Origin of the sequence: Streptomyces sp. NPDC048637 (genome assembly GCF_040650675.1) — a bacterium.
Classification (GTDB): domain Bacteria; phylum Actinomycetota; class Actinomycetes; order Streptomycetales; family Streptomycetaceae; genus Streptomyces.
Genome location: NZ_JBEZHQ010000032.1, coordinates 1 through 14804 on the forward strand (window position 1 = coordinate 1; position 14804 = coordinate 14804).

At 69.7% G+C, this 14804-nt stretch carries 11 protein-coding genes; 8 read left to right on the forward strand and 3 right to left on the reverse strand.

Annotated features, from left to right (window positions below; all coding sequences use genetic code 11):
- Positions 1 to 311 precede the first annotated feature (311 nt).
- Positions 312 to 1541: a S1 family peptidase gene (locus AB0C46_RS30450; RefSeq protein WP_362831740.1), complete on the forward strand. Its 1230-nt coding sequence runs from the start codon at positions 312 to 314 to the stop codon at positions 1539 to 1541.
- Positions 1542 to 1566: 25 nt separating this feature from the next.
- On the opposite strand, the gene dnaE is transcribed toward AB0C46_RS30450, so the two are convergent.
- Positions 1567 to 5175 (reverse strand): DNA polymerase III subunit alpha, encoded by a 3609-nt coding sequence (gene dnaE / locus AB0C46_RS30455; RefSeq protein ID WP_362831741.1) that lies wholly within the window; start codon positions 5173 to 5175, stop codon positions 1567 to 1569.
- Between the two features lie 358 nt (positions 5176 to 5533).
- Here dnaE and AB0C46_RS30460 point away from each other — a divergent pair, with 358 nt between their 5' ends.
- Entirely contained in the window at positions 5534 to 6589 is a 1056-nt protein-coding gene (locus AB0C46_RS30460; protein WP_362831743.1) for a LysR family transcriptional regulator, read from the forward strand.
- 209 nt (positions 6590 to 6798) lie between these two features.
- Here AB0C46_RS30460 and AB0C46_RS30465 read toward each other — a convergent pair whose 3' ends face one another.
- Positions 6799 to 7185, reverse strand: coding sequence for a MarR family transcriptional regulator (locus AB0C46_RS30465; protein ID WP_362831744.1), 387 nt, complete (start codon positions 7183 to 7185; stop codon positions 6799 to 6801).
- A gap of 85 nt (positions 7186 to 7270) precedes the next feature.
- Here AB0C46_RS30465 and AB0C46_RS30470 point away from each other — a divergent pair, with 85 nt between their 5' ends.
- The 6 genes from AB0C46_RS30470 to AB0C46_RS30495 all read left to right on the forward strand — a co-directional run bounded on the left by AB0C46_RS30470 (position 7271) and on the right by AB0C46_RS30495 (position 14506).
- Positions 7271 to 8746 (forward strand): MFS transporter, encoded by a 1476-nt coding sequence (locus AB0C46_RS30470; RefSeq protein ID WP_362831746.1) that lies wholly within the window; start codon positions 7271 to 7273, stop codon positions 8744 to 8746.
- Between the two features lie 266 nt (positions 8747 to 9012).
- On the forward strand, positions 9013 to 9705 hold the full coding sequence (locus tag AB0C46_RS30475; RefSeq protein ID WP_362831748.1) for a PepSY domain-containing protein: 693 nt from the start codon (positions 9013 to 9015) through the stop codon (positions 9703 to 9705).
- 249 nt (positions 9706 to 9954) lie between these two features.
- A complete protein-coding gene (locus AB0C46_RS30480) occupies positions 9955 to 10422 on the forward strand; it encodes an acyl-CoA thioesterase (RefSeq protein WP_362831750.1) in 468 nt (155 codons plus the stop codon).
- A gap of 177 nt (positions 10423 to 10599) precedes the next feature.
- Positions 10600 to 12621 carry a LodA/GoxA family CTQ-dependent oxidase gene (locus AB0C46_RS30485; protein WP_362831751.1) on the forward strand — a complete coding sequence of 674 codons (2022 nt, stop codon included), beginning with the start codon at positions 10600 to 10602 and terminating at the stop codon, positions 12619 to 12621.
- Complete coding sequence (locus AB0C46_RS30490; RefSeq protein WP_362831753.1) at positions 12618 to 13787, forward strand: FAD-dependent monooxygenase; 1170 nt, start codon at positions 12618 to 12620, stop codon at positions 13785 to 13787. The genes AB0C46_RS30485 and AB0C46_RS30490 overlap by 4 nt, the downstream gene beginning before the upstream one ends.
- Positions 13784 to 14506 (forward strand): hypothetical protein, encoded by a 723-nt coding sequence (locus tag AB0C46_RS30495; protein WP_362831754.1) that lies wholly within the window; start codon positions 13784 to 13786, stop codon positions 14504 to 14506. The genes AB0C46_RS30490 and AB0C46_RS30495 overlap by 4 nt, the downstream gene beginning before the upstream one ends.
- A 106-nt stretch (positions 14507 to 14612) precedes the next feature.
- On the opposite strand, the gene AB0C46_RS30500 is transcribed toward AB0C46_RS30495, so the two are convergent.
- Entirely contained in the window at positions 14613 to 14804 is a 192-nt protein-coding gene (locus AB0C46_RS30500) for a DUF397 domain-containing protein (protein ID WP_362831755.1), read from the reverse strand.

The window sequence follows — 14804 nt, forward strand, 5'->3', positions numbered from 1 at the left end:
CCCCGGGGGGTGGGGGGGGGGGGGGGGGGGGGGGGGGGGGCGGCCCGCCCCCCCCCCCCCCCCCCGCCGCGCATGACGGGCATTCAGGTGTCGTCGCTCCCGGATGGCGGGCACCCGAGTAGGTCACATTGCGCAGCGCCTCAGGCAGCTGCCGGAACGCCACCGCGCCGTGGACGGTGGGGACTTGACGGCCGGGTTCACGGAACACCCGGTCATGATGCCGGGGATCTTACTCATGCCGCACGCCCCGGTGTCGAGCACGCTCACCACATCGGATCCGACGTGCACTCGACACCGCGAGGAGATCCCCGATGGAACGCCGCTTTCGCAAGGCAGCTCTCTGGGGCGCGACCGCCGCCGCCGTCCTGGCGGCGGTCGGCCCGTTCAGCCCGGCGCACGGCGTGCCCCGGCCCGACCCGACGCCCCAGCCCTCGCCGCGCGGCATGCTCGACGCGATGCGCCGGGACCTCGGGCTGACGGCGGTGCAGGTGCGGACCCGGCTCGCGCAGGAGACCGACGCGCACCGTGCCGCGGCGGCCGTGCGCCGGGCGCTGAGCACCCCGCCCGCCGGGATGTGGTTCGACAAGACCACCGGCAAGCTCGTCGTCGCGGTCACCGGCGCCGCCGACGCACAGCGGGTGCGGGCCGCCGGGGCGGTGCCCAAGACGGTGCCGCACGGCCGCGCCGCGCTCACGGCCCTGGTGCGGCAGATCACCGGCCGGGCCGGCGACGGGGTGCCCGGCGTCACCGGCTGGGGCGTGGACGAGCGGGCCAACGGTGTGGTGGTCCGCGTCGACCGCACCCGGCACACGGCCCGGACCGCCGTCTTCGAGCACGGCGTCCGTGAACTCGGAGCGCGCGCGAAGATCCCCGTCACCGTCGAGCGCAGCGACCAGACGCCGCGTCAGCAGGGCGGCACGGTGGTCGGCGGTGAGCGCTGGATGCCCGGCAGCGAGGGCATCTGTTCCATCGGCTTCTCGGTGACCGGGCCGGGGGACTTCCAGGGCTTCCTCACGGCCGGTCACTGCACCCTCACCGCCGATCAGGCCGCGTTCGGCAAGGACGGCAGCCTGATGGGGACCTCCAACCGGGGCGGCGGGCACAGCGTCAACGGACGCGAGGGAGACTTCGGGCTGGTCGAGGTCGACCAGCCGGACTGGACGGTCAGCTCGAACGTGGCCGGCCAGGGCGGTGCGCCGGTCACCGTCACCGGCGCGCAGGAGGGCCTGGCCGGTATGTCGATGTGCCACTCCGGGCAGAGCAGCGGCTGGCACTGTGGGGAGATCACCCGGGTCGACCAGACCGTGGACTACGGCAACGTGGTCATCGAGGGCCTCTCGTTCACCAACGCCTGCTCGGCGCCCGGCGATTCGGGCGGATCGTATGTCACCCAGCCCAACGCCCCGAAGGCCCTGGGAGTGCACTCGGGCGGCGGCGCCGCCGGCTGCGGCAACTTCGGCGGTGCCACCATCACCATCTTCCAGCCGGTCGGCGAGGCCCTGGAGAAGTGGAACCTGCGGCTGAAGACGGGCAGCCCCTGACGCACCCGTCGCCTGTGGCCCGCCGTCATGCCAGGCCCGCCCACGCGTCAGCTCCGAAGCTGCCCTTCACGTCGGAGGCGACGGTGGTGGCGTCCACCTTGGCCTGCAGGGCGTAGACGGTCGTCTTGCGTGCGCCGCGGACGCTGAGGTGCACCGGGCTGTCGCCCGGGTGGTCCGCAAGGATGCGCTTCAGTTCTCTGACGGACTGTTTGGTGATCCGGTGGGCGGGGAGGGCCAGCCGCACGGGGGGTTTCCCGCCGTGCTCGGCGCAGGACACGTCCAGCACCGCGAGTTCTCGGCCGAAGACGTTCACGGTTCCGTCCCGGTCTTCGATCTTGCCCTTGACGGAGATGACGTTGTCTTCGGCCAGCGCGTGCTGCACCAACTGGTAGGCGGCGGGGAAGAAGAGCACCTCGATACCGGCATCCCGGTCCGCGAGGTTCACGATGGCCCAGGCGTTGCCCTGTTTGGTCATCTTGAGCTGAATGCCGGTGATCAGTCCGGAGAGCTGCACGTCCCCGGTGGTGCGGCCGGAGGCGAGCAGTTCGGCGAGGGTGCAGTCCCGTGCGCCGGAGAGGATGTGCTCGGCGCCGTCCAGCGGGTGGGCGGAGACGTAGAGGCCGAGCATCTTGCGCTCGGTCGCCAGGAGCTGTCTGCGGGGCCACTCCGCGTCATCGATGGGGAAGTCGAGGCCGAAGGCCGGTGCGCCGCTTCCTTCGCCGTCGCCTTCGCCGCCCAGGCCGGCGAAGAGATCGTCCTGCCCGAAGCTTGCCGCCTTCTTCACGGGGATGATCGCGTCGATGGCGGCCTCGTGGACGGCGGTGAGTCCCTTGCGTGAATGGTCCAGGGAGTCGAAGGTCCCGGCCTTGATCAGGGACTCCACAGCGCGTTTGTTCAGTGCGGGCGGGTCGGCCTTGTCGAGGAAGTCGGCGAAGGAAGTGAACTTCCCTTTCCGGCGGCGGGCATCGACGACGGCCTCGATGACGTGGTCGCCGACGTTCCGTACGGACCGCAGCCCGAACCGTACGTCGTCACCGACAGCGGTGAACTCGGCGACGGACTCGTTCACGTCCGGCTGGAGGACCCGGACGCCGTTCTTGCGGGCGTCGGCGAGGTAGACCGCGGCCTTGTCCTTGTCGTCGCCGACCGAGGTGAGCAGGGCGGCCATGTACTCGGCCGGGTAGTTGGCCTTGAGGTAGGCGGTCCAGTACGAGACAAGTCCGTAGCCGGCGGTGTGGGACTTGTTGAACGCGTAGCCGGAGAACGGGAGCATGACGTCCCACAGGGCCTTGATGGCTTCCTCGCGGTACCCGTTGCCCCGCATGCCGTCGTGGAACTTGTCCCACTCCGCGGCCAGCACCTCCGGTTTCTTCTTGCCCATCGCACGGCGCAGCAGGTCGGCGCCGCCGAGGGTGTACCCGGCCAGTTCCCGGGCGATGGCCATGATCTGCTCCTGGTAGACGAGCAGATGGAAGGTGTTGCCGAGGATCGGCTCCAGGGCGTCGCGCAGTTCGGGGTGGATCGGAGTGATCTCCTGGCGGCCGGTTTTGCGGTGTGCGTAGTTGGTGTGGGCGTTGGCCGCCATGGGGCCGGGCCGGTAGAGGGCGTTGACCGCGGCGATGTCCTCGAACCGGGTGGGTTCCATCTGCTTGAGGAGGACGCGCATGCCGCCTCCGTCGAGCTGGAAGACACCGAACGTGTTGCCCTCGGCGAGCAGCCGGTACGTCGTGGCGTCGTCCAGAGGAATCACGACGGTGGACGGGTCGCCGTCCAGGGGATCCACGGTGGCCAGGCTGATGCCCCGGTTCTCGCGGATGTTCTCGATCGCCTGGTCGATGACCCCCAGGTTCCGCAGCCCCAGGAAGTCCATCTTGATCAGACCCATGGCTTCGCAGGACGGATAGTCGAAGCCAGTGATCTTCACGCCGTCCGAGGCACGCATGTGCAGCGGGATGCGGTCGGTGAGCTTCGTCTTGGAGAGGATCACCGCCGCGGCGTGCACGCCGGTGCCGCGGGTGAGACCCTCCACCCCGCGGGCGGTGTCGATGACCCGCTTCACGTCCTGCTCGTTGTCATACATCTGCCGGATCTCGCCGGCCTCGCCGTACCGCTCGTGGGAGGGGTCGAAGACGGCAGCCAGCGGGGCGGACTTGCCGTTCTGGTCCGGCGGGAGCGCTTTGGTGATCCGCTCGCCATGGGCATAGGGGTAGCCGAGGATGCGCGAGGAGTCCTTGATCGCGTTCTTGGCCTTGATCTTGCCGAACGTGTTCACCATGGCGGTGTACTCCTCGCCGTACTTCTCGGTGACGTAGCGGACCATCCGGTCGCGCTGACGGTCGTCGAAGTCGAGGTCCACATCCGGCGGGTTGATGCGCTCGGGGTTCAGGAACCGTTCGAACAGCAGGCCGTGCTCCAGGGGGCACAGCTCGGTGATGCGGGTGGCGTAGGCCACGATCGAGCCGGTGGCCGAACCCCGCCCCGGACCGAGCGGGATCCTGTTCTCCCGGGCGTGGCGGCAGATGTCCGCCACGACGAGGAAGTAGGAGCTGAAGCCCATGGGACCGATGACCGTCATCTCGGTCTCGAAGCGGTCCAGGATGTGCGGGGGGACCGGGTTCCCGTAGCGCACCGCCAGGCCGTTGAGGACTTCCCTGCGAAGCCACGACTCCTGCGTTTCGCCCTCGGGCACGTCCGGGAACTGCGGCATCTCGTCGACGTAGTCGAAGACCTCGTCGTAGGACTCGATGCGCTCGGCGATCAGCAGGGTGTTGTCACAGGCTTCCGGAAGCTCGGAGAACAGGCTGCGCATCTGTGCGGCTGTCTTGAGGTAGTAGCCGGAGCCGTTGAAGCGGAAGCGGCCCGGGTCGTCCTTGTTCTTGCCGACACCGATGCACAGCAGGCTGTCGTGAGCGTCGGCCTGGTCCTCGGTGACGTAGTGCGCGTCGTTGGTGGCGAGGAGGGGGATGTGCAGTTCCCCGGCCAGCCGCAACAGGCCCGCACGGACCGCACGTTCGATGTCCAGACCGTGGTCCATCAGCTCCAGGAAGTAGTTCTCGCGGCCGAAGACGTCCTGGTAGGCCGCGGCAGCAGCCTTCGCCTCGTCGTACTGGTTCAGCCGCAGACGGGTCTGGATCTCGCCAGAGGGGCAGCCGGTGGTGGCGATGATGCCGTCCGGCCGTTCGGCGATCAACTCCCGGTCCATGCGCGGTTTTCCGGCAGGGAACTGACCCTCATAGCTGGCCTGCGTGCTGAGCCAGAACAGGTTCCGCAGGCCCTGGCTGTTGCGCGCCCACATGGTCAGGTGAGTGAAGCGGCCGCCACCGGAGACATCCTTCGACCCCTCACCGTCCGCGCTCGTGGCGCGTCGGCCTCCCGGCCCCCAGAACTCCTGCTTCCGGACGAACCGGGAGGAAGGTGCCACGTACGCCTCGATGCCGACGATCGGCCTGATCCCCTCGAAGCCCTTCGCGACCTGCGCGAACTCGTAGGCACCGAACATGTTGCCGTGATCGCTCATGGCGATCGCCGGCATGCCCTGCCGGGCCACCTCGGCGAACATAGGCTGCAGCTTCTGCGCGCCGTCCAGCATCGAGTATTCGGTGTGATTGTGCAGGTGGACGAAGGAATCCGGCACGTGGGGGTCGCCTCCGGGGTGAGTAGGGAGCCCCGTCCCGGTCAGAGACGCGGGTGGGGGGCCTTGTCGGTGGTCGACCGCACCGGCATCGGCAGCTGGGTGGACGGCTCGACCCGTCGCGGTGCGGTCGCGCCGACGGGGCGACCGATGGGTCGAACCGCCCGTGCGTGTGGTCGGTCCGAGCCCTGGAAATGCAGGCCCGGCAGCCACCCGGCTGCCGGGGCGGCGCTCCTGTTGCCGCACCGCTGGCGAAACCGCATGTTGACCAGAGACATCAAAGCGAGCGTGGTGTACCGGAATCAAACAACCATTTCACCGATCAGACTCAACGATTGGTTGTCCACCTAGGATGCTCAGCGTGGATCTCATCGCCGTGCGCACCTTTGTCACCGCCGTGGACGCGGGACAGTTCCAAGAAGCCGCCGCCAACTTGTCGATCACCCCACAGGCCGTCTCCAAGCGCATCGCCGTGCTGGAGAAGGACCTCGGTGTGCAGCTGTTCAGCCGTACGGCCCGTGGGGCCCGGCTCACCATCGACGGACAGGCGTTCCTGCCGTACGCCCGGGCTCTCCTCCAGGCCGAGGAACGGGCAGCCGCTTCCGTGCGGCCAGGGCGCCGGGCCTTGCGCGTCGACGTGATCGGCCGCCGGCTCTCGGTGGCAGGTCTGCTCCGCGACTTCCACCGCGCGTATCCCGGGACCGATCTCGATGTCGTGACCCTTTTCGACTACGACGCGGCCATCGCCGCCGTCCGGTCCGGGACGATCGACGCCACCTTCCGCGCCGTCACCATGCCGGGCCGGCACCTCCCCGACGGCATCGAGGCGACTCCGGTCTTCGACGAACCGCTGCACCTGTTCACCGGACCGGCTCACGAGTTCGCCGCCGCCCGCGCGATCGCTCCCGCCCAGCTCGCCGGCCGCCGGATCTGGATGCCCGGCAACACCCCCGGCACCGAGTGGGCCGCCTACTATGACGAACTCGCTGCCACCTTCGGTCTCACCATCGACGGTATCGGCCCCGACTTCGGTATCGAGCCCCTCCTCGACACGATCGCGGACTCCTCGACGCTGGCGACTTTCGTCAGCGAGCGGACCCCGCTGGTCTGGCCGGCCGGCCACGACCTGCGGCGCATCCCCCTCCACGACCCGACCCCGGTCTACCCGCACTCACTGATCTGGCGCACCGACAACCCGCACCCCGCCCTCACCGCACTGCGTCACCACCTCACCTCCGCATACGCCGGCCGCCTCGACAGCGGGACCTGGACACCGGGGTGGGCTCAGCGCACTTCATCAGGACCCACACCGGCAACGACCCCCGGCGAACCGAAGCCCTGCAGCACTTCCGCCACGCCTGCCACCACCACCGCAGCCACACCGCACTCGCAGGCCGGTCACCCATCAGCCGTGTGAACAACGCTGTGGGTCAGTAGACCCAGGCCTTCTCCCGGGGCGTCCGGGCATCCCGTACAGCCGGCGTCGGACGGAGGGACCGAGCCGGACGAGGTCGGCCGCAGCCGGCCATCGGCCCCCGGCCGCTCGGCGGCAGTCGGCTCGTCGGAGCCATCCCGGCCATGCGGGATCGACCTCTCACAAGGTCACCGACGTGCCGCGGGGGCTGGTCAGTTGTCTCCGTGGAGAGTCCGCGCCAGCACGGAGCGGTGGGTCGGCTTCGCGTCGCTGTAGCGCTTGCGGCCTTCGTCGGTGAGGACGACGAAGATGCCGCGGCGGTCGAGGTCGCACATGACTCGCTCGACGAGGCCGCCTCGCTCCAGCCTGGCGACCAGGCGGGAGGCGGCGCTCTGGCTCAGGTGCACCGCGTGAGTGAGGTCCTGGCCCCGGCACTTGCCGTGGTCGGAGGAGGTGAGGAGTTCCAGCGCCTCGAACTCGCTGACGCCCAGGCCGTGCTGTGCCTGCAACTCGTGCTCAAGAGCGTTGTACACGGTGGCGTGACGGGCGAGAAGCCCATGCCACTCGTCGACCAATTCCTGCTCTGAGCCACCGATCATGGGGCGAGGATAACATGCGCCAGCATTTGATGCACGGAGATTAAATGCGCTTGCATTCGATGCGTGTGCATGTGAGAGTCACGGCATGACTTCCTCCGCGCCCTTGTCCGCCTCCACCGTCACGTGGAACGCCAAACTCTGGGGAGTGCTGCTCACGGCCTCCCTCGTCATCGGCCTCGATGCGCTCGACGTCTCGATGGTGGGCGTCGCCCTCCCCTCCATCCAGGCAGACCTGGGCCTGTCCACCAGCGCACTGCAGTGGATCGTCAGCGGCTATGTCCTCAGCTACGGCGGACTGCTGCTGCTCGGCGGACGCGCCGCCGACCTGCTCGGACGCCGCCGGGTCTTCCTGACCGCGGTGGCCGTGTTCGCCGCCGCCTCCGTGCTCGGCGGCCTGGTCGACGACGGAACCCTGCTCATCGCCACCCGCATCCTCAAGGGCATGGCGGCGGCGTTCACCGCACCTGCCGCACTGTCCATCGTCACCACCACGTTCACCGAAGGCCCCGCGCGCAACAAGGCGTTGGGCGTCTTCTCCGTCTTCGGTGCCAGCGGCTACTCGGCCGGCCTGGTGCTCTCCGGCCTGCTGACCCAGGTCGGCTGGCGGTGGACGTTCTTCTTGCCCGTACCGATCGCGGTGATCGCGTGGATCGCGGCCAATCGCCTGCTCCCCAAAGACGGCCCCCGCCCCTCCGGCGGCTATGACATCCCCGGCGCGATCACCTCGGTCGGTGCGATGCTGCTGCTCGTCTACACCGTCGTGGAGGCGCCGGAAGCCGGCTGGGCCGCGCCGAACACTCTGATCCAGTTCGCGATCGCCGCGGTGCTGCTGCTCGCCTTCATCGTGATCGAACGCCGCAGTGCGCATCCGCTGGTCCGTCTCGGCATCCTCCGCTCGGGCTCGCTGGCACGGGCCAACCTGGGCATATCGGTGTTCTTCGGCGGCTACATCGGCTTCCAGTTCGTGGTCATGCTCTACTTCCAGTCGGTGCTGCAGTGGTCGGCGCTCCAGACCGCGCTGGGCTTCCTTCCGGCCGCGCTGATCGTCGCCTTCGGCTCGCCGAAGATGGAGCCGCTGATCGCACGGATCGGCACACCGCGCACCATCGCGGGCGGCGTCATCGCCCACCTCATCGCCTACGTGCTCTTCCTCGTCATCGACCGGGACGCCCCCTACGCCGTCGGTGTGCTGCCCAGCATGATCCTGCTCGGCATCGGGTTCACCCTGGCCTTCGCGTCCTTCAACATCCAGGCCACCGCCGGCATCCCGGACCACGAGCAGGGCCTGGCCGGCGGCCTGCTGAACACCTCCACGCAGGTCGGCGGCGCGATCGGACTCGCCATCGTCACGGCCGTCCTCACCGCCGGAGGCGAAGGCAAGACCGGCCCCGACGCCCTGCTCGCGGGCTTCACCCCGGCGCTGCTCACGATCACCGTCCTCTCGGCGATCGGCCTGCTCATCGGACTGTCCGGAGTGCTCGGACGGCGCAAGCTCGACAAGCCGGCGGTGGAGCCGACGGACATCCCGGCGGACGAGCGGGAACTCGCCCTCGTCGACTAACCGGCCCCGTCACGGCACATCCCGGTGTGGCACCAGCCAGAACCGGGATGTGCCGTTCCGGGTACACATCGGGGTGACTGACGCGGTACGGCTGCTCCTTGGTGAGCATGAGCCGACCGGAGCGGCCGGATGCGGGACGCCGGCCGGAGAGCTTCCCGGCTTCAGGTTGTGTTCAGGTTCGGTTCGGCACTGTGGTGAATGTCGGAAGGGCGCGACAGGGCCCGCCGACGGAACGAAACCGCGACACGATCCGGAGGAATGTCCCCATGAAGGCCACCGCCAAGCGCACGCTCACCACCCGCGCCGTCGTCCTCGGCACGGCCGCCGCCGTCGCACTGATCGGCGGCACGGGTGCCGCGACCGCCTTCGCGGACGACGACGCCCCGGCCCCGCACTCCTCGGTCCAGCTCTCCCAGAACGAGCGCCACTTGGACGACACCGCCAAGGACCGTGCACAGGTCAAGGCCGACAAGATCAGCCAGTCCGAGGCCACCGCCAAGGCCCTCAAGGCCGTCCCCGGCACCGCGACCTCCGCCGAACTCGACAACGCGGACCGCGACGGCTCCCTCATCTGGGAGGTCGACGTCCTCGGCAAGGACCACAAGAACCACGACGTCACCCTCGACGCCGGCAACGGCAAGGTCCTGAACAAGCACACCGACCGCGACGACGACGCCGCCCAGGACGCCGCCGAGACCCAGGCCCTGGTCAACGCCGACAAGACCGGCCACGCCAAGGCCACCGCCAAGGCCCTGAAGGCCGTCCCCGGCACCGTTGTCTCCTACGGCCTCGACGACAACGACCGCAACGGCTCCACCGTCTGGGAGGTCGACGTCCTCGGCAAGGACCACAAGAGCCACGACGTCACCGTCGACGCCGCCAGCGGCAAGGTCCTCAACCAGCACATCGACCAGGACGACCAGGGCGACCAGGGCGAAAACGACCGCGACGACGACTGATCAGGCATCAGGCCTCCGCCTGCCTGAGACTCCTGCTCCCCCAGAGCCCGAAGGGGCCGTGCCCGCCACTGTCCGGCGGACGCGGCCCCTTGGCCTGTCCCAGGTGTGAGTGAAGTAGCGCTGCGAGCCGAACTCACCAACAGGAGGGAACGGCCTGGCCCTTCGCGCCTACGATGTGTAGTCAGTGGCCAATGAGGCACCGGGGGCCCGAGTGGCGGACCGGTGTCTACGGGGAGCGGGAGAAAGCGCGTGACAGAAGCGGCGGAGTCGGCAGTGGGTACGGACGCGGCGGGGCCGTTCGCGGTCGGGATCACGGTGCGTGGCTACGAGACGGACAGCCAGGGCCATCTCAACCAGAGCGTCTATCTGCAGTACGCCGAGCACGCCCGCTGGTCGCTGCTGCAGGCGAGCGGTATCCGCCAGAGCGCGATGGTGGACCGCCGCGTCGGCCCGGTGACCGTCGAGACCACCATCCGCTACCTGCGGGAGCTGCGGGCCGGTGACGAGGTCGAGGTGAGTTGCGCGTTCGTCTGGGGCGAGGGCAAGACCTTCCGGGTCGAGCAGACCATTCGGAAGGCGGACGGGACGGTCGCCGCCGAGGTGAGTGCCGTCGGCGGGCTGCTCGATCTCACCGAGCGCAAGCTGCTCAAGGACCCGCGGGCGGCCTTCCGTGACCTGGCCGACAAGCCCTCGCTGCTGGGTCTCGCCGACGGCTGACGAGCGCGGTCCGCGCCGCCGCCCCGGTTTCCGTCCCGCGGGACCGGGCGCGGCCGGCCGACCCGAAGGGGTGAATCCGTTCATCCATTGCGATGCCTGGAGGTCGCAGCGCGCACGAGGCTGATCCACGTTTGAGCCGTCGGGGGGCACCAGACCCGCCCAGTGAAAGGCTCCTCGATGGACACGCAGATCGTGCAGGTCAAAATCCACCCCGCCATCGGCATAGCCCGGGTCGGCAACAGTGACAAACCGCCCTTCATAGGCCCGGAGTCACCGGACCAGCCGCCGCTGCCGCCCGGCTCGTACAAGGACAGCTCGGGGAAGGTCATCCGGCAGGCCGCCCGGTTCCGGGTCTACGGCTACAACCAGGCCGGGGAAGCCGTCCGGGAACTCAAACTGGGCGAAGACGGCGTCACCGAGATCAAGTGGTCGGTGCACCTGGCCAACAAGAAGTCCGCCTGGTACCAGTTCCACGTCCCGCTCGACATCCGCGAGGCCCAGAGCCTGCCCGACACCCAGCTGCGCCGGCGGAACTTCGACGTCCGGGGAGCCGACCGGAAGAAGCTCGTCATCGACGCCGGCCGCAAGCAGATCCGCGCCTCCCAGCACGAGACCGCCGCCCTCTCCGGGAAGATCATGAACCGGGCGGTCCCGCTGGGATCGATCGCCGTCCAGAGCGACGGCCGTCTGCTGGTCGTCGGCGGTGTCGGCAAGTCGGCCTCCTACGCCACTCCCGAGAAGCCGATCTCCGGCGTCGCCAACAATGACACCTGGTACGACGACGTCTCCGACGGTCCGGTCACGGCGGAGGTCACCATCGGGGGCGTCACGAAGGCCGCGAGCCCGGCCTGGGCCGTGGTGGCCCCGCCGCACTACGCGCCCGGTGTGAAGACCGTCCGCACCCTCTACGACCTGCTCTACGACGTGTTCGTCACCGAGCACACCCTGCCCGCCGAGCAGCAGGTCTCCTACCCCGAACACATCGAACCGCTGCTGAGCCGGTTCTGCGATCTGCAGTGGGTCAACCATGGCTTCGCCACCCAGTTCGGCTGGGAAGGCCCGCACCACTTCCTCCACCCGGCCATGCGCAAGCGGCTCGCCGACCCGGGCGAGGCCAGCCGGGAACTCCGCCGCCAGGTCTATGTCCAGATGCGTGACTACGAGCGGGACGGGACGTCACCCCTGCCCTGGCCCTGGCTCTACGGCGACGCCATGTCCAGCGGTAAACCCACCTCCGTCCGCCAGCACATCAGGATCTCCAGCGAGCAGGACCGGATGCTGGCCCTCTGGGCCGACGGCCACTTCACCTCCGGCCCGCCCCGGAAGGGCCAGCCGGACGTGGACGCGGCGCCCGTCGCCGCACAGCCGGGTCTGCTGGACCGGGCCGCGCTGGACAACTGCGCCGCCGACGCGTTCCACCCGGGCTGCGAGGTCACCTGGCCGATGCGGCACAAGACCATGTATTCCGAGCCCTTCCGCATCCTGCTCCGCACGCCGGAGAACCCGGAACCCGACTACGGAGACGTGCTCAGCGTCCAGGACGCCCTGGGCAAGAACGGCCCGCTGCACGCGCAGGGGCCGGGCGACCTCACCCGCTGGATGGCCGCCCCCTGGCAGTGCGACACCGCGAGCTGCCGCTCCGGCTACCAGGTACGGTCCGGGCTCGGCCCCCGCTACAGCCCCTACCTGCCCACCTTCTGGCCCGCCCAGATGCCCAACCATGTGCTCAAACAGTCCGACTTCGCGACCGTCAACACCCCGCCGAGCGGCTCCGACGACAGCGCCAGGGAGAAGGCCTTCGAGAACCGGGCGGTATGGCTGCGCGGCCTGAAGGGCACCGACTTCAACAAGCAGCGCCGGCAGATGATCGACGACTGGTACAAGTTCGGCATTGTCGAGCCGCACGAATACACCGTGGGTGACGCGAAGTTCCCCAAGTACATCCAGGTGGAGTCCGAGCCCGGCTATCCGCCGGCCCCTGACCACGCCAACCTCGTCAACATCCATGTGCCCGAGGCGGGTGCGCCCCAGCTGGCGGGCGTGGCCGATGCCTGGACCGGGGAGGTCCCGGCCGAGACCGTCGAGTCCATGCTCGTCCAACAGGCGGTCCAGGAGGTCAAGGAGGCGACCGGCCGGGACGAGACGGAGATCGCCGCCGGATACCTGGAGAAGCTCGACCCCTTCCACGGCACCCAGTGAGCCCCGCACCCGCCTACGACGTCGTGGTCGCGGGCGGTGGCCCGGCCGGCTGTGCCGCCGCGCTCTCCCTCGTACACGCCGGGCGGACGGTCCTGCTGGCCGACGCCGGCACCGGCCCGCCCAAGGCCGGTGAGGCGCTGGTGTCCATGGGCCGGCTGCTGCTCGCCGACCTCGGCGTCGCCGAGCCGGTCCTGGGCAGCGGCCATCTGCCCTGCCACGGCAACCTGTCCGCCTGGGGCTCGGCCGAACTGCACGCCGTGGACTTCCTCCACGACCCGTACGGCCACGGCTGGCACCTCGACCGTCCGCTCTTCGACCGGCGGCTGCGCGCCGCCGCCCGCGCGGCGGGCGCCGAGGTCGCCGAGCACACCGCCGTACGGAGCCCCTCCCGGCAGGCGGACGGCACCTGGCGGCTCGCCCTGCGCGACCGGGCCGGCGGGGCAGACGGGGCAGGCGGGGCCGGGGAGCGTACGGTGCGCTGCCGCTGGGTGGTGGACGCCACCGGCCGGGGCGCCGCGATCGCCGTCCGCTCCGGCGCCCGGCGGCGCACCGGAGACCGGCTGACCGCGCTCCACCTCACCCTGGACCCGGCCCCGCAGACCCCCACCGACGGCCGTTCGCTGGTCGAGTCCGACCAGGACGGCTGGTGGTACACCGCCCTGCTGCCCTCCCGGCACCGTCTGGTCGCCTACTTCACCGACCCCGACCTGCCCGTCGCCGCCGCCCGCGGCGCCGAGCGGTTCCGCCAGCGGCTGCTGGCCACCCGGCACATCTCCCGCCGGGCCCGCCCGCACGGGCTCACCACCCTGCGCCCACCCCGCCGCGCCCCCGCGCACAGCGCACATCTGGACCGGGTGCACGGCGACGGCTGGACGGCCGCCGGGGACGCGGCTGCCGCCTTCGACCCGCTCAGCTCCCAGGGCATCCTCACCGCCCTCTACACCGGGCTGAGCGCGGGCCAGGCGGTCGACGCCCGGCTGCGCGGCGACCGGGCGGCCCTGGCCGACTACGCGGCCAAGGTCAGCACGGCCCGTACCGCCTACCAGCACGGCCACCGTGCCGTGCACGCCCAGGAAACCCGCTGGACCGACCGGCCCTTCTGGGCCCGGCGGCAGCGGTCCTTCCACCACAACCCCCCACCCATGAAAGGCGAGACCTCATCATGAGCCCCACCCCCGAATCCGGCCCCATGGACGGACACGAGCACATCCACCGCTTCCTGCTGCTGGGCAAGAAGAAGCTGTTCTTCTACCACCTGGCGCTGTACAACCCCCAGTCCGGGCACAACTACCAGGCGGTCTTCAGCTTCTCCATCAAGGACAACGGTGAGCTGCGGGACATGTACCTGAAGGATCTGGCGCAGCACGAGAACCAGCGGGTCTTCTACTCCCTGCGCTGTCCGCACCACTTCGAACTCCCGGAGCTGCAGCAGGGCAAGGAGTTCCGGGTCCATCTGGAGCGGGTCGTCGTGAAGCCGGACGGCAGCCGCGACTTCCAGCAGATGACGACGGCCGAGACCACGGTGGACTGCAAGAGGGAGGACGTCCTCTCCTTCCGCAAGCTCGGAGAACTGCCGTACCCCGAATACCTCACCTACCTGGTGTTCGGCGAAGGCGACGAGATCCACCTCGCCCACCAGCTCGCGGAGCGCCCGAACTGGGACGAGGCCGTCACCATCGCCCCCGCGCAGGCCATCGACCCGGCGCTGCTGAAGAAGGTCCCGACCCTGGTCATCGACTCGATCAGGGACGCCCACGACAGGCTGGTCGAGAGCCCGCTGAAGAAGGGGCAGCAGTACCAGGGCAAGCTCAACGGGAACGGCCCGACGGTCGACTTCACCGTCGGCCGCCAGGGCTGGTGGAACCACACCAGCCTCAACAACTGATCCACCGCAGCCTGATTCCGTCTGACCCGGCCCGGCCCGCGAGATCTCGCGGACCGGGCCGGCCGGGCCGAAGGACAAGCCCTGGTTCTCGCTGGCGGCGCGGCCCCTATCGCTCGAACCGGCCTGTCACGACGGCGCTCCGGAAGGCGGTCCAGGTGTCCGGGCCCAGCTGGAGTAGGGGGCCTGCGGGGTTTTTGGAGTCGCGTATGGCGACCGTGCCCGGGATGTTGGTGGCCACCTCCACGCATTCCTCCTTGTGATCGCTGTAGCTGGACTTGCGGTAGCTGTAATCGGTCAT

What these genes read in the sequence shown, in the direction of transcription:
- AB0C46_RS30495 (WP_362831754.1), top strand. Translation starts at nt 13,784, where the DNA reads ATGAGCCCCACCCCCGAATCCGGCCCCATGGACGGACACGAGCACATC.
- AB0C46_RS30465 (WP_362831744.1), bottom strand. Translation starts at nt 7,185, where the DNA reads ATGATCGGTGGCTCAGAGCAGGAATTGGTCGACGAGTGGCATGGGCTT.
- AB0C46_RS30475 (WP_362831748.1), top strand. Translation starts at nt 9,013, where the DNA reads ATGAAGGCCACCGCCAAGCGCACGCTCACCACCCGCGCCGTCGTCCTC.
- AB0C46_RS30470 (WP_362831746.1), top strand. Translation starts at nt 7,271, where the DNA reads ATGACTTCCTCCGCGCCCTTGTCCGCCTCCACCGTCACGTGGAACGCC.
- AB0C46_RS30485 (WP_362831751.1), top strand. Translation starts at nt 10,600, where the DNA reads ATGGACACGCAGATCGTGCAGGTCAAAATCCACCCCGCCATCGGCATA.
- AB0C46_RS30450 (WP_362831740.1), top strand. Translation starts at nt 312, where the DNA reads ATGGAACGCCGCTTTCGCAAGGCAGCTCTCTGGGGCGCGACCGCCGCC.
- AB0C46_RS30500 (WP_362831755.1), bottom strand. Translation starts at nt 14,804, where the DNA reads ATGACCGATTACAGCTACCGCAAGTCCAGCTACAGCGATCACAAGGAG.